Raw genomic sequence first — 12,891 nt, 5'->3', positions numbered from 1 at the left:
GTACGTTCCTGTCGCAGGGGGAATGGCGCTATACTAGGGTTAAAGTTAACTTTAAGGTCAATAGGGCATGAAAATCGGAGAGTTGGCGGAGCGCGCCGGCATGGCCGCCTCGGCGATACGTTACTACGAACAGCAGGGTCTGCTGCCCAAAGCGGTGCGCGGCGTTAACGGATATCGGGTGTATAGCGAAAGCGCGCTGGAGCGGCTGCACCTGATCCAAATCGGCCAGAATCTGGGGTTTTCGCTGCAGGCGATCCGCGGGGTATTGGCGCTGCAGGGCAGCGCCTATCAGGATGGGTTGATACAGGGCGTCGACAGCCGGCTGGCGGAAATCGAGCGGATGATGGCGACGCTGAACGAGCAGCGTGAGACGTTGATGGCGACGCGGCGTATTCTGTTGGAATCCGGCGTGGCGGGATTATGCCGCGCAAAAAATGAAAAACAGGCCGGTGCGTGGCCGGCCTGCAAAGATTAACGGTGTTTAAAGGCGGCGCGCCCGGCATATACCGCCGCGATGCCCAATTGGTCTTCGATGCGCATCAGCTGATTGTATTTTTCGATCCGCTCGCCGCGGCACGGCGCGCCGGTTTTCACATGGCCAGCTCGCATCGCAACCGTCATATCGGCGATAAAGCTGTCGACGGTTTCGCCGCTGCGGTGTGAGATAAAGGCGCCCCAGCCATTTGCCTGGCAAAGCTGCACGGCGGCGAAAGTTTCGCTCAGCGTGCCAATCTGGTTCAGCTTGATCAGCGCCGCATTGGCCAATCTTTCATCAATCCCGCGCTGGATGTATTTCACGTTGGTGACGAACAGATCGTCACCGACCAGTTCCACCTGATCGCCCAGGGCGTCGCTGAGAATGCGCCAGCCCGCCCAGTCGTCCTCGGCCAAACCGTCTTCAATCAGCACGATGGGAAAATCTTGCACCAGCCGCTGGTAATAGGCCGTCATCTGTTCGGCATCCAGTTCAGCGTTTTCGCTGCGCAGGCGGTATTTGCCGTTGGCATAGAATTCACTCGAGGCCGGGTCCATGCAAATGGCGATATCGTCTCCCGGTTGATAACCGGCTTTCTCTATCGCCTGTACGATCAGCTCCAGTGGTTGCCGGTTAGAGGCAACCGCCGGCGCAAAACCGCCTTCGTCGCCAACGCCGACCGACAGGCCTTTCTCCAACAGAATTTGGCGCAGCGCCTGATAAACTTCACTGCCCCAGCGCACGGCCTCGCGCAGCGACGGCGCGCCCAGCGGCGCTATCATAAATTCCTGAAAGTCCGCACCTTGCCAGCGGGCATGCACGCCGCCGTTGATGATATTCATGCAGGGCACCGGCAGCAGGTTGGCGCCGAGACCGCCCAGATAACGATACAGCGGCAGCTGCGACAATTGCGCCGCGAGGCGGGCGGCGGCCAGAGAAACGCCGAGCAGGGCGTTGGCCCCCAATCGGCTCTTGTTCTCGCTGCCGTCCAGTGCGATCAACCGGCGGTCAATCTCCCCTTGTTGGCGTACATCCACCCCGCGCAGCGCTTCATTGATCGCCGTTTTGACGCTTTGCACCGCTTCCTGAACGCCTTTACCGCCGTAACGGTGCGGATCGCCGTCGCGGTGTTCCACCGCCTCGCGTGAACCGGTGCTGGCGCCGGAGGGAACCGAAGCCCGTGCCACGACGCCCGCCGCAGTCATTTCAACTTCGACGGTGGGGTTGCCGCGCGAATCCAGGATCTCTCTGGCGGTTACGTTTTCAATTTCATAGCTCATGGATGATCACCTCATTCTAGGGAGTGGGCACGTGCTTTATCAGCACGTCGATCGACAAATGGTTAATGAACTCGAAGCCGAAGGAGGCAAAGACGCCGAACGGACGGTTCTGATGGCCGAGCAGCAACAGATCGACGCCTTCACGGGCAATCAGGGCCTCGATGTCTTTGAAGCGGTGAATACTGACAATTGCGCGCACCTCCAGGGGGATTGTGCAGTCTTCCACCAGCCGGCTGAGCATGGCTTTGGCAGCGATCACCTCGCTGGACTGGCGATCTTTGGTTTGTGCATCGCTGAGGTAGTCCAGCTCGGCATAGTCGGCGCTGATGTGCGCCACGGTAATGCGCGTATTCATCTGCTGATTGAGGCGTTCGGCATGGCGCAACAGCAGCCGGCCGTCGCGTTCATCCTGCACCAGCAGTAAAGCATGTTGATAGAGCGACATGACTTATCTCCCTGCGTTAGCAATCTGTAGGGTTAACCACGGTAAAACCTCTTTTTTCCGGCTCGTCATGCCGGGCAGCGACACCTGCCGAATGGCGAGCACCCGGTTCGACGAGAAATACAGGGTAGAGCGGTGGCGGGTGATATCGGTAACCAGCAGCGCGGCCATCTCCAGCCCGGCCTCCTGCTTAGCCTGATCGAGCGCCTGTTGCAGCGCGGGCAACAGCGGATCGATATCGCTCATAGCCCGCACTTCTATCTGCGACAGCAGCAGCGAGACGCTATGGATGCGGTAATTCTTAGCGTCACGGTGCAGCAACTGCGGGGCGGATTGCCCCGAAAGATCGGTTTTGGCGGCAAGCAATCCGGCGATGAAGGCGTCATAGTCAACGTGAGAGATTGCGCATAACCGCGCGACCGCCACCCGATCCTGTTCGGTGGTGGTCGGTGCGCTCAGCGCAACGGTATCGCTCAAAATCGCGCCCAGCAGCAGCGTGGCCTGGGCGGAAGAAAGCGGCATCGGCGTATCTGACGTCAGTATGGACAGGATCACGGTGGCGCAACAGCCAACGGCGCGGATCCAGACATCGGGCGGGTTGCGGGTGATCAAGGTGCCCAGCCGGTGATGATCGATAACGCCGACCACATCGCTGTCGGGCAATGAGGCCGGCCCTTGTTCGACGTCGGTAAAATCCACCAGCCAGACTTTGCGGTCACGGAGATCGTCTGTCAGCAGCGCAGGCGTTTGTACGCCGGCGGCGGCCAGTATGTAGCGGGTTTCCGGCGTCAATTCGCCAAGGCGGAAAGCGACGGCCGGTTTGCCGAGGTGATTGAGCCAGTCCGCGACCACCAGCGCGCTGCAGATGCTGTCGCTGTCGGGATTTTTATGGCCGAAAACGTACAGCGGCATTTCCCGCACGGCGAGATCAGGCTGGGATGGAAAAGGGGTAAGACGTGAGATTTCATTCATAGCGACTCCTGACATACCTGCCTAAAAAATAAAGCGAAGTTGTATATCAGGCGTCATCATCCGGTTCGAGCGAACGCGGCGGTTGGGAAAGGTGGAACACCATCACCTTGTGAACGACTGTAGCGCAGCGCGGTGGCAAACGCAACGCCCGGCAAAGCTGGCGAGAATGCGCAATCGGATTGATACTGAGTGAGTCTATGATGGACAAGGATATTTGCCGCTAACCGACGGATAGGCTGAACGGAATCACGCAGGCTGGCTGCGCCGGATCCGTGGGTGACACAATGGGAGACAACATGCTTGAACCCTGCTTCCCCGAAAACGAAGCCGAACGTCTGTCGGTACTGAACTCGCTGAACGTGCTGGATTCGAACTCGGTGGAAAAACTGGATCGTATTACACGGCTGGCGGCGAAATACTTCGGCGTCACCATTGCGCTGGTGTCATTGATCGACCGGGATCGCCAATGGTTTCTATCGCGCTACGGTCTGGATGTCCGGGAAACGCCGCGTAACATCTCATTTTGTGGCCATGCGATCTTGCAACGTGAAGCGCTGGTGGTGCCCGATACCGCCAACGACCCGCGTTTTTTCGACAATCCGCTGGTGATCGGCGGGCCGCGAATCGGTTTCTACGTTGGGCAACCGCTGCTGTCGCTCGACGGTTTGCCGCTCGGCACCCTGTGCATTATCGACAGCCAGCCGCAGCCGTTTTCTCCGGAACAGGTGGCCGACCTGCACGACTTCGCCGCCGTGGTGGAAGAGTACCTGCAGAGCATTGAACGCCATGTCTATACCGAAAACCTGAAGTCCAACCTGCAACGCTCGGAAGCCTTGTTCGAACAGACCTTCGCCCAGGCGGCGGTAGGGATGGCGCTGGTGTCACTGCAGGGGTATTGGCTGCGGGTCAATCCGCGCATCTGCGAAATGTTGCACTATTCCGAGCGCGAGCTGATGGATCGCACCTTTCAGGACATTACCTATCCGCTCGATCTCAACACCGATCTAGAAAAACTGCAGCAACTGCTGAGAAACGAGATCAGTACTTACTCGCTGGAGAAACGCTATTTCCGTGCCGATGGCTCGATCGTCTGGGTGCAGCTGACGGTGGCGTTAAACCGGCTGCCTAACGGCAAACCGGATCATTTCATCTCGGTTATCGTCGATATCAGCGAGCGCAAGGCGGCGGAGGCCGATCTGTTCGCTCTGCAACACGAGCTGGAACAACGCGTCGAAATCCGCACGCGGGAGCTGAACGTGGTCGTCAAGAAACTCAACGAAGAGATTGAAACCCGGGTACTCGCCGAATATCAGCTCAGCACGGAGAAGGAACGCCTGCGGGCCATTACTGACAACATGCCGGCGTTGATCAGCCAAATCGACGGTAATGAACGCTACCTGTTCGCTAACAGCGCCTATAAAACCTGGTTTGGCCTGGAAGAAAGCCGCCTTAGAGGAATGACGGTGCGCGATTTTATGGGGGAGAACGTTTATCAGATAGCGAAACCGATGATAGACAGGGCCCTGGCGGGGGAAATGGTGAGCTTCGAAAATGAGCTCCAGACCCAGAAGGGGTTGCTGATGATCCACACTACGCTGGTGCCGTGCGAGGCTCAGGGGTTTTACATTCTGTCCATGGACATTACCGAGTTGAAGCGCCTGCAGCAACGGCTGGAGTACGATGCTACGCACGACATGCTGACTGGGTTGACCAACCGCCGCGCTTTTCTGCGTCGGTTGTCCAGCACGGTGCAAGCCTGTTGCGAACAGCGGCAAATGGCGCTGGTGTTCATCGATCTCGATGGTTTCAAAGCCCTCAATGACAGCTATGGCCATGACTTCGGCGATCTGATCCTCAAGACGTTCGCCAGGTTGCTCAGCGCCTGCGCCGGCGAGCGCCATAGCGTTTCGCGCCTGGCCGGTGACGAATTCACGGTCATCCTGTGGCCGTTGGCGGAACCGCAGCGCGAGGTCAGCGAATTTTGCGAAAACGTGTTGGCGCGGCTGGCTGATATTTCGCAGATCGGGCAGCAGACGGTGAGCCTGTCCGCCAGCCTGGGGGCGGCGATTTCCTCACACACTGACGTGACGGAGGAGATGCTGTTGACCCGCGCCGACGGCGCGATGTATCAGGCGAAATCGGCCGGTAAGGGCACTTATGCCATCTGCGAGTTATGAGCGTGAAACGGTGACCGTCTCAGGGTAAGCTGTTTTCTTCTTTCCTATGGGCAGAACTCCGGACTGACTGCATGGCGTCTAATCATCAACACAAAGACTGGCTGGAACTGCGGCGCGATGACGAAACCGGCATCGAAAGCGTCAATGCCCACTTTCAGGGGCATGCCTACGATCCCCACGATCATGACGAAATGCTGGTGGGCGTGACGCAGCAAGGTTTACAACGTTTCAACTGTCATCGTTCCTTGCATACCAGCCGGCCGGGACGCGCCATGCTGATCGAGCCGGGCGCGGTGCACGATGGTCATGCGCCGCAGGCCGAAGGGTTTACCTATGCCATGCTTTATCTGCCGCAGCATTGGGTTTCCGATGCGATGAACCGCCGCGGATTAGGGGACGTTTCTGTGCTGGAAGGCGCCTTCCACAGCACGTTGACCGACGATCCGATGCTGGCGACCGCGATACAACAGGCTTTTTTTGCGTTGCATCAGGGGGAAGGCCGGCTGGCGCGCGATCAAAGCCTGGATCAACTGCTGACGCTTTTGGCGCGGCATATACGCGTCAGGCCAACGTCCCAAAGCGATGATGCTTTGATTGTGATGAATCGCTTACGAGACTACCTGCACGAGCACATGGCGGGTAACCCCAGCCTGGATGAACTTGCGCTTCAGTGCGGCCTGGACCGCTTCCGCCTGACTCGCCAGTTCACCCGGGCCTTCGGCCAGTCGCCGCATGCTTACCTGGTCCGGCTGAGGCTGCGGGCTGCACGCTTGTTGTTGGCGCAGGGGGAAGAACCGGCGCAGGTCGCGATGCAGGTGGGCTTTGCCGATCAGAGCCACTTGGGCCGCTGGTTCCAGCGCGCCTACCGTTTATCGCCGGCGGCCTATCAACGTCAGTGCACAAACGTTCTATACCGCTGATTCGCCCATCGCCGATGATGCGCTTTTATTTTAAGAGCACAACGGAGTAGAGCGAAACATGTTTGATACCAAGATAGCGTTTATCGTACGCGACGATCTGCAGACCTGGCAGCGGCTGAATGTGGTGGCCTTTCTGGCGACGGGCATCGCCGCCGCCGCCCCGGAAATCATCGGCGAGTGTTATGTGGATGCGCAAGGCAGACGCTACGGCGGCATTTCCGGGCAGCCGATGCTGATTTTTGCCGCGGATCTGCCGGGCCTGCAAAATGTGCATCGCAAAGGGCTGGAGCGGGAATTGACGTTGGTTCCCTATGTGCACGCCATGTTTGCGACCGGGCACGATGCAGCCAACCGGCAGGTTTTTCTCGCTGAAGACGCGGACAATCTGGATTTGGTCGGCCTGGCGTTGCGCGGGCCGAAGAAAGCGGTGGATAAGGCGATAAAAGGCCTGACGCTCCACGCCTGAGAATGTCTTTGCCTGGTTTACCGACTGGACGCGCGAAACGCTCGCGCATGTCCAGGAGGGTGACGCGTTTCCGATACGGCGCTTACGCCTGGAACGTCTGCAGCCAGGCGGCGAATTGGCTCACGACCTCATCGTCCCGATCGCGCAGCAGCAGGGAATAAACGCCGGTTCGGATAGTCAACGCTGGGAAAGGCGACACCAGCCGGCCAGACGACAGATGTTTGGCGCAGAACAGGTAAGGCACGACGGCCAGTCCCAGGCCGTCTTCGGCCGCCTGAATGGCGGCGAAGGTATGGTCGAGCGTCAGCGGCGGCGGCGAGGCGTCCAGTGCCGTCGGATAGGTATTCAACCAGCTGTGCCATAAATCCTCACGGGCGCGGATGCGAATGGCGGTATGCCCGGCCAGATTGTCTGGCGCGCTGATCGGCATGGTGCGCAAATAGCTCTGGCTGCAGACCAACAGGCTGTCTTCCTGCAAAAAAGGGATCGCTTTCAGTCCGGAGAAGTGCGCGGGATCGCGCCGGATCGCCAGGTCAAACGGCATATTGCGATCGACGGCCCCAGTGGCGGTGGTGATATCAATCGCGACCTCCGGATGAATCTCGTTGAACGCTGCCAATTTCGGCATCAGCCAGTGCATGGTGAACGTCGGCAGGCTGTGTACCACCAGCCGCTGCCGGCCGGCGCTCGCTTTCAGTGCGCTTTCCGCCGAAAACAATTCGCTTATCACTCGGGACGCAGTGCGGGAAAAATTCTCGCCGGCCTGCGTCAGCCGCACGGACTTGTGTCCGCGATAAAACAGTTTGAGCTCCAGCTGTTCTTCCAGGCTGCGGATGTGGCGACTGACCGCGCCGGTAGTGAGAAACAGCTCATCCGCAGCGGCGCTGAAGCTGCCGAGACGGGCGGCGGCTTCGAAAGCGGACAGGTGCGGCAGGGAGTGAATTTTTTTCATAGGTTGAGTCTAGCTCAACCAAGTGAGGGAGGAAAGATCGTTTGTCAGCCGTTGATTTTGCTCACTATGATGAGGCATCTCCTTCTGATTGCTGAGTTTATGATGCGGATCTTTTGGCTATCGGTCATGCGTGTTAATGGCGTTATCCTCACCCTGCGGTTGACAGGGAGGCGCCCCTGAGATGCGAGCTTTCTTTTTGCTTTGCGTGAGCCGGGCCGGCCTCTGCCTGGGCACCATGATGTTCGCCGGCGCGCTGCCGACCATCAGAAGCGAGTGGCAGCTCGACGCCGCCTCCGCCGGTACAGTGCAGACGGTGTTCAGCCTGACCAACGCCCTGGCGTTGCTGGTGGCTTCCTGGTGGTGTGATTCGCTGGGCGCGCGTCGGGTGTATCTGCTGTTTTCCTGGCTGGGTGCCGGTGCGCTGATGCTGTTCGCCGTGTTTGCCCATTCGTATATCGGCGCACTGGTGTTGATGGCCTTCGTCGGCCTGACGCAGGGCGGCGCCTATACGCCGGCGCTGCTGTTAGCGATGGGGATGAACGGCCCGGCCCGACGCGGTTACGCCATCGGCATGATCCTGGCGGCCAGTTCATTGGGGTATTTTCTGTCGGTTTTCATCGCCGGTTGGAGCGCCATGCGCTGGGGCGCCGGCGTGGCGTTTGCCCTGTGCGCCGCCGGTGCGCTACTGGGGGCGCTGGCGGGTTCGTTGGCCCTGGTCGGTTATCAGGAACCGCAACCGCGCACGCTGGGGAGGAAGACGAAACGAGAAAGCTATGCTATCACCTATGCGACCCTGCTGTTGCTGATCGGGTATATCGCTCACAGCTGGGAACTGCTCGGTAACTGGGCCTGGGCACCCAGCCTGGTCAGCGAGGCGTTGAGCGGTTTCTCTCTGGATCCGCTCAGCGCCGGATTGATCGCCGCGGCGGTGATCCACCTGGCCGGCATGATCGCCACGCTGATTGTCGGCACCGTTTCCGACTATTTCAATCGTGCCTCGGTGCTGACGTTTGTGGGCGCCGCCGGTGCGTTGGGATCGCTGCTGATGGGGTGGTCGGCGAACTGGGGGCCGGGCTGGACGCTGCTGTTCGTCAGCATCGGCAGTTTCTTTATTCTTGGCGACTCCGGCGTGCTGTCGGCGGCGATGGCGGACAACGTGCCGCCGCAACAGCTCGGCAGCGTGATGGGCTGGCGATCGTTGCTGGGGTTCGGCATCGGGTCGTTCGCCCCGTTATCCTTTGGCATCGTGATGGATACCACCCAGAGCTGGGGCACGTCTTATGCCGTGTTGGCCTGCGGCGGCGGGGTAGCCTGCCTGGCGGCAGGATTGCTTTGGCGACAACACTTGAAATGAGGTTCGGACATCATTAAATGAATGGAACATCATCACGCATGGTTATCGTGGGCGCCGGGATTGTCGGCGCATCGATCGCCTATCATCTCGCGCGCCAAGGGCAGCACGTTATCGTGGTTGAGCAGGCGCATCCCGCGGCGGGAGCCACAGGCCGCTCGTTCGGCTGGATCAGCGAAGGCGTGCCTGAGGGCGCGCCCGACGCGTTTCTGCGGCGCGAGATCGTCGCTGACTGGATACGCCTGGCGCAGGAGATCCCGGATCTCTGGGTGAATTGGTCCGGCGCGCTCAGCTATGGTCAGGCGCCGGCGACGCAAAACCCCGATAATCGGCTTTTGCCCTCCGCCGAGGTGACCGCGCTGGAACCGGGGCTCAGGCAGCCCGATAGCCAAGCCTATTTTGCGGCGCGTGACGGCGCCGTCGATCCGCAAGAAGTGACGCAGCGGTTGCTCGAATGCGTTCGCGCGTGGGGCGGGGAGTTGTTCCTGGGGCGAACCGTCAGCGGATTTTTGCGTGAAGACGGGCAGATAATCGGCATCGTTACCGAGGAAGGCGCGATTACCGCCGATCGGGTGGTGCTCGCCTGCGGCACGGGGATCTCGGCGCTGTTGGACGGTAGCGGATTCTCGCTGCCGATCGAGGCGTCGCCGGCCATTTTGTTACGCTATCACGCGGCGGCGCAGGTGGTGAACACGCTGATTGCGGGCGACGACATCGAAGTGCGTCATGCACAAAATGGCGATCTGCTGGCGGCGGAAGATTATCCTGCGCACGGCGATGAAAATCGCGTGGAGGGCGAAGCGCAATCGGCGATTGAAGGGCGCCTGCCAGGCACGGCGCCCTTGAAACTGCAGGCGTGTTCGGTGGGGATGCGCCCCCGGCCGCGCGACGGTTATCCCATCGTTGGGCCGCTGGGCGCCACCTGCCTCTATGTGGCGGTGATGCATCCGGCCGTGATGTGCGCACCGACGCTTGGCCGGCTGATCGGAGACGAGCTGCTGCATGGCGTCAATTCCGCCATTCCGCACGCTTATCGCCCGGCGCGATTTATTAATGATGGGGTGTGAAGGGGGAGACCATCGCGATCTCCGGCAGACGGCGCCTTGGTCTCGCCGTTCAGGTTTTCCGACTACGGATCAGCACCGTAATACGCTCAACCCTGCAGCGGTTTTTTGCGCCCTCGGCGAGGCTCTTATATATTTAGTAGCATGCCTGAGGCAGGTTAGGCATGAAACGGCGGTCGATCTGGCCGCTGCAAGTACGACAGTTAATCCGTTCGCCAAGAGGCTGCGAGCCGGTGCTTTCGGTAGGGACAGCCGCCAATCGTTTTTACGGCGACCGAAGGCGGAGCAGCTACTCACAGGTCACGAGGACACTTACCATGCATAAGAGAACACTGGCGTCACTGCATTACGAAAACATGCCTTACGATGGGGTACACTTTCACATTTTGAAACGGGAGACGCCTGGCCATACGGCGTTGCTGAAGCTCGATGCGGGCAGCCAACAACCGGCGCGTTTTCATCCGGGCTGGGTGAAACTGATGGTGCTGAGCGGTGAACTGAAGGTTGACGATCAGACGTTGCAACCCCATGAGATGTTAATCATTCCTGCCAAGACCGCCTATACGGTACAGGCCATCACGGAAGTGATTTGTCTGGCGATTTCCGAGCTGGACGGCGCCGAGTTGGCCCGTTGACGAGATAACCATTCTGGATGGAGGAGAGCCTAGGCGCTCTCCCTATCCCTTTAGCATTAAGCCGCCCCCCAGGCTGAGCTACCTGCTGATTGATGCGCATACCTCCTGATTTAAGCCACCGCGCTTTCCCTTTCCATCACTTTCGGCCGCGTCGCCCCCGCAACGAGCCGCCATTGCGCAGCGCATGCGCAACGTCATCGCCTTCGTTTTAAGCAGAACGATGAAATTTTGGTGTAAATAGTGAGTTTCTTCGCATAAGGCCCCTGGTGTGGCTTGCGAGAACGTCACTATATGGAGGATCATGCGGCCTCTCTATCAAATAAAAGACATTCGCGTTATCAAAAGGGACAAACGACCATGGGATTCGACGTCGACAACGCCGAAACGAAACGCATTGACCTCAGCAGCCACGAAAACTCTGCGTTCGAGGTGACGGGGCTGGTGAAACACTACCCGGCGGGCTTTGTCATTCCTTACCACTCTCATAAACGCTGCCATTTGCTCTATTCGCAACAGGGTGTTATGGCGGTCGAGGCGAGCTGCGGACGCTGGATCGTACCGCCTACCACCGCAGTCTGGCTGCGGCCGGGGGTAGAACATCAGCTGGTCATGCAGAGCAACATTTGCGTTTACGGGATTTTTGTTGATGAATTCACCGCCGCGCGGTTGCCGTTGCGCGACGGCGTCTTGCAGGTGTCGCCGCTGCTGCGCGAGCTGATCGCCCAGTTGGCGACGCTGGCGCCCGAGGGCGAGGAGACCAAACGCCACGCGTTGCTCAGAGCATTGTTCCTCGAGGAACTGAGCCTGCAGCCGCAGCTGGCGCTGCATCTCCCTTGGCCGATGGAAGCGAGAATGGCTGACATTTGCCGGCAGTTGGTCATCACGCCGGCCGACGATCGCGGCATTGAGATCTGGGCGGATTCATTGTCGATCAGCGCGAAAACCTTCCAGCGTCACTTCACTCAACAAACCGGCATCACCTTTGGTCAGTGGAAACAGCGTCTACGGCTGTTGTCGTCCATCCCGCTGCTGCTGGCGGGCAACTCGATCATCCACGCCGCCTTCGAAAGCGGTTATGAGAGCCACAGCGCCTATTCGGTGGCGTTCAAAAAACTGTTTGGCGTTTCGCCTTCGCGCTTTACGCTATAGCCTTATGGCAGTGATCCGCTTGGAGATTGTTGTTGCTTGCACTCAGGTGAGCATCGACTGCTGAGCGAAGATACTCGCCATCGCGCCGTGGTGACTGAGGGAGTATCAGAGAGGCTGTCCGCGCGGGCATTAACCATATTGATAGCAGGGCTGCGGCGAGACCGGCAAAGCTGCCGCCGATGATGATGACGTCATTATTCATGGTGAGATGTTCCGCTTTGTTGATTAAGTGGAGTGCCCGGGGGCGCTGTATCATCCGGCGAAAAGTCTGCCAGAGTGCAAGTGTATTTAGGGCAAACAGGAAGAAGCCTTGAACCGAATTTGAATTGTGACCACATTACCAATTGGTCACTCGTTGTCAGCCGGGTTTCATTGAGCTAGGATGGGAAAATGACTAAACAGATGAATGAAACCCCTTCCAGGGGACCTTCCGACCACAGTGTCCGCGATCAGGTCGTTGACGCGGCCACTGAGCATTTCGGTCACTATGGCTACGAAAAAACAACGGTTTCCGACCTCGCCAAAGCAATTGGTTTTTCAAAAGCTTATATCTATAAATTTTTCGATTCCAAGCAGGCGATTGGAGAAGTGATCTGCGCTAATCGGCTGGCGATCATAAGGGATATTGTCCACGCAGCGATTGCGGATGCGCCGACAGCTGCAGAGAAAATAAGGCGGTTATTCAAGGCATTGTCAGAATCTGGCTGTGATTTATTTTTTCATGACCGTAAGTTGCACGATATTGCGGCTGTTGCTGTGCGTGATAAATGGCCCTCAGCACAAGCTCATGAGCAGCACCTGCGGCAGCTAATCGAGCAGATCATTGTTGAAGGGCGCCAGGCAGGTGAGTTCGAAAGAAAAACGCCACTGGATGAGGCGGCGGATGCGATTTTTATGGTCATGCGTCCCTATATCAGCCCGGTTCAGCTGCAATATAATTTGGACACCGTCCAAGCAGCGGCGGTGTTGCTGCCATCACTGATCTTGAGAAGTTTGTCACCCTGACTT

13 protein-coding genes and 1 riboswitch are annotated in these 12,891 nt (G+C 58.8%); of the genes, 9 read left to right on the top strand and 4 right to left on the bottom strand.

The features are described from left to right. Positions 1 to 67 precede the first annotated feature (67 nt). Positions 68 to 475, top strand: coding sequence for a MerR family transcriptional regulator (locus BVU99_RS16065; RefSeq protein WP_025302831.1), 408 nt, complete (start codon positions 68 to 70; stop codon positions 473 to 475). Here BVU99_RS16065 and eno read toward each other — a convergent pair. From eno to BVU99_RS16050, 3 genes are read right to left on the bottom strand one after another with little or no spacing between them, the layout of a single operon-like run. Further along, positions 472 to 1,755, bottom strand: a complete 1,284-nt coding sequence (gene eno, locus BVU99_RS16060; RefSeq protein ID WP_049204031.1) for a phosphopyruvate hydratase — start codon at positions 1,753 to 1,755, stop codon at positions 472 to 474. The two genes, BVU99_RS16065 and eno, sit on opposite strands and share 4 nt — an antisense overlap. A 16-nt stretch (positions 1,756 to 1,771) precedes the next feature. Continuing rightward, positions 1,772 to 2,200, bottom strand: coding sequence for a universal stress protein (locus BVU99_RS16055; RefSeq protein WP_025302833.1), 429 nt, complete (start codon positions 2,198 to 2,200; stop codon positions 1,772 to 1,774). A gap of 3 nt (positions 2,201 to 2,203) precedes the next feature. Then, entirely contained in the window at positions 2,204 to 3,169 is a 966-nt protein-coding gene (locus BVU99_RS16050) for a DHHA2 domain-containing protein (RefSeq protein ID WP_060447174.1), read from the bottom strand. A 40-nt stretch (positions 3,170 to 3,209) separates the two neighbouring features. Further along, positions 3,210 to 3,285: riboswitch (Fluoride riboswitch) on the bottom strand. Positions 3,286 to 3,465: 180 nt separating this feature from the next. Between BVU99_RS16050 and BVU99_RS16045 the strand changes: the two genes are divergently transcribed. From BVU99_RS16045 to BVU99_RS16035, 3 genes are all read left to right on the top strand, one after another. Then, entirely contained in the window at positions 3,466 to 5,346 is a 1,881-nt protein-coding gene (locus BVU99_RS16045; RefSeq protein WP_060447173.1) for a diguanylate cyclase, read from the top strand. Between the two features lie 71 nt (positions 5,347 to 5,417). Further along, complete coding sequence (locus tag BVU99_RS16040) at positions 5,418 to 6,266, top strand: AraC family transcriptional regulator (protein WP_043137364.1); 849 nt, start codon at positions 5,418 to 5,420, stop codon at positions 6,264 to 6,266. Between the two features lie 58 nt (positions 6,267 to 6,324). Beyond that, the gene (locus BVU99_RS16035) at positions 6,325 to 6,732 is read left to right on the top strand and encodes a DUF2000 family protein (protein WP_025302837.1); all 408 of its coding nucleotides are present in this window, start codon (positions 6,325 to 6,327) and stop codon (positions 6,730 to 6,732) included. Between the two features lie 82 nt (positions 6,733 to 6,814). Here the strand turns inward: BVU99_RS16035 and BVU99_RS16030 are convergent, their stop codons facing one another. After that, on the bottom strand, positions 6,815 to 7,684 hold the full coding sequence (locus BVU99_RS16030) for a LysR substrate-binding domain-containing protein (RefSeq protein ID WP_060433061.1): 870 nt from the start codon (positions 7,682 to 7,684) through the stop codon (positions 6,815 to 6,817). A gap of 181 nt (positions 7,685 to 7,865) precedes the next feature. Here BVU99_RS16030 and BVU99_RS16025 point away from each other — a divergent pair, with 181 nt between their 5' ends. The 5 genes from BVU99_RS16025 to BVU99_RS16000 all read left to right on the top strand — a co-directional run bounded on the left by BVU99_RS16025 (position 7,866) and on the right by BVU99_RS16000 (position 12,888). Then, complete coding sequence (locus tag BVU99_RS16025) at positions 7,866 to 9,038, top strand: MFS transporter (protein ID WP_225735576.1); 1,173 nt, start codon at positions 7,866 to 7,868, stop codon at positions 9,036 to 9,038. A 17-nt stretch (positions 9,039 to 9,055) separates the two neighbouring features. Continuing rightward, positions 9,056 to 10,102, top strand: coding sequence for an FAD-binding oxidoreductase (locus tag BVU99_RS16020; protein ID WP_060447172.1), 1,047 nt, complete (start codon positions 9,056 to 9,058; stop codon positions 10,100 to 10,102). A gap of 314 nt (positions 10,103 to 10,416) precedes the next feature. After that, positions 10,417 to 10,734, top strand: a complete 318-nt coding sequence (locus BVU99_RS16015) for a cupin domain-containing protein (protein WP_025302841.1) — start codon at positions 10,417 to 10,419, stop codon at positions 10,732 to 10,734. A 357-nt stretch (positions 10,735 to 11,091) separates the two neighbouring features. Then, positions 11,092 to 11,883 (top strand): helix-turn-helix transcriptional regulator, encoded by a 792-nt coding sequence (locus BVU99_RS16010; RefSeq protein ID WP_025302842.1) that lies wholly within the window; start codon positions 11,092 to 11,094, stop codon positions 11,881 to 11,883. 390 nt (positions 11,884 to 12,273) lie between these two features. Further along, complete coding sequence (locus BVU99_RS16000) at positions 12,274 to 12,888, top strand: TetR/AcrR family transcriptional regulator (protein ID WP_089180905.1); 615 nt, start codon at positions 12,274 to 12,276, stop codon at positions 12,886 to 12,888. The last annotated feature ends 3 nt before the right edge of the window (positions 12,889 to 12,891 follow it).

This window comes from Serratia sp. OLAL2 (assembly GCF_002752475.1).
Lineage (GTDB): Bacteria > Pseudomonadota > Gammaproteobacteria > Enterobacterales > Enterobacteriaceae > Serratia > Serratia bockelmannii.
Note: the sequence above shows the minus strand (reverse complement) of the source record. Positions and strands in the feature narration are given on the sequence as shown.

Coding starts and splice junctions, on each gene's coding strand:
- BVU99_RS16010 (WP_025302842.1), top strand. CDS start 11,092: ATGGGATTCGACGTCGACAACGCCGAAACGAAACGCATTGACCTCAGC.
- BVU99_RS16015 (WP_025302841.1), top strand. CDS start 10,417: ATGCATAAGAGAACACTGGCGTCACTGCATTACGAAAACATGCCTTAC.
- BVU99_RS16035 (WP_025302837.1), top strand. CDS start 6,325: ATGTTTGATACCAAGATAGCGTTTATCGTACGCGACGATCTGCAGACC.
- eno (WP_049204031.1), bottom strand. CDS start 1,755: ATGAGCTATGAAATTGAAAACGTAACCGCCAGAGAGATCCTGGATTCG.
- BVU99_RS16020 (WP_060447172.1), top strand. CDS start 9,056: ATGAATGGAACATCATCACGCATGGTTATCGTGGGCGCCGGGATTGTC.
- BVU99_RS16030 (WP_060433061.1), bottom strand. CDS start 7,684: ATGAAAAAAATTCACTCCCTGCCGCACCTGTCCGCTTTCGAAGCCGCC.
- BVU99_RS16040 (WP_043137364.1), top strand. CDS start 5,418: ATGGCGTCTAATCATCAACACAAAGACTGGCTGGAACTGCGGCGCGAT.
- BVU99_RS16055 (WP_025302833.1), bottom strand. CDS start 2,200: ATGTCGCTCTATCAACATGCTTTACTGCTGGTGCAGGATGAACGCGAC.
- BVU99_RS16025 (WP_225735576.1), top strand. CDS start 7,866: ATGCGAGCTTTCTTTTTGCTTTGCGTGAGCCGGGCCGGCCTCTGCCTG.
- BVU99_RS16000 (WP_089180905.1), top strand. CDS start 12,274: ATGACTAAACAGATGAATGAAACCCCTTCCAGGGGACCTTCCGACCAC.
- BVU99_RS16050 (WP_060447174.1), bottom strand. CDS start 3,169: ATGAATGAAATCTCACGTCTTACCCCTTTTCCATCCCAGCCTGATCTC.
- BVU99_RS16065 (WP_025302831.1), top strand. CDS start 68: ATGAAAATCGGAGAGTTGGCGGAGCGCGCCGGCATGGCCGCCTCGGCG.
- BVU99_RS16045 (WP_060447173.1), top strand. CDS start 3,466: ATGCTTGAACCCTGCTTCCCCGAAAACGAAGCCGAACGTCTGTCGGTA.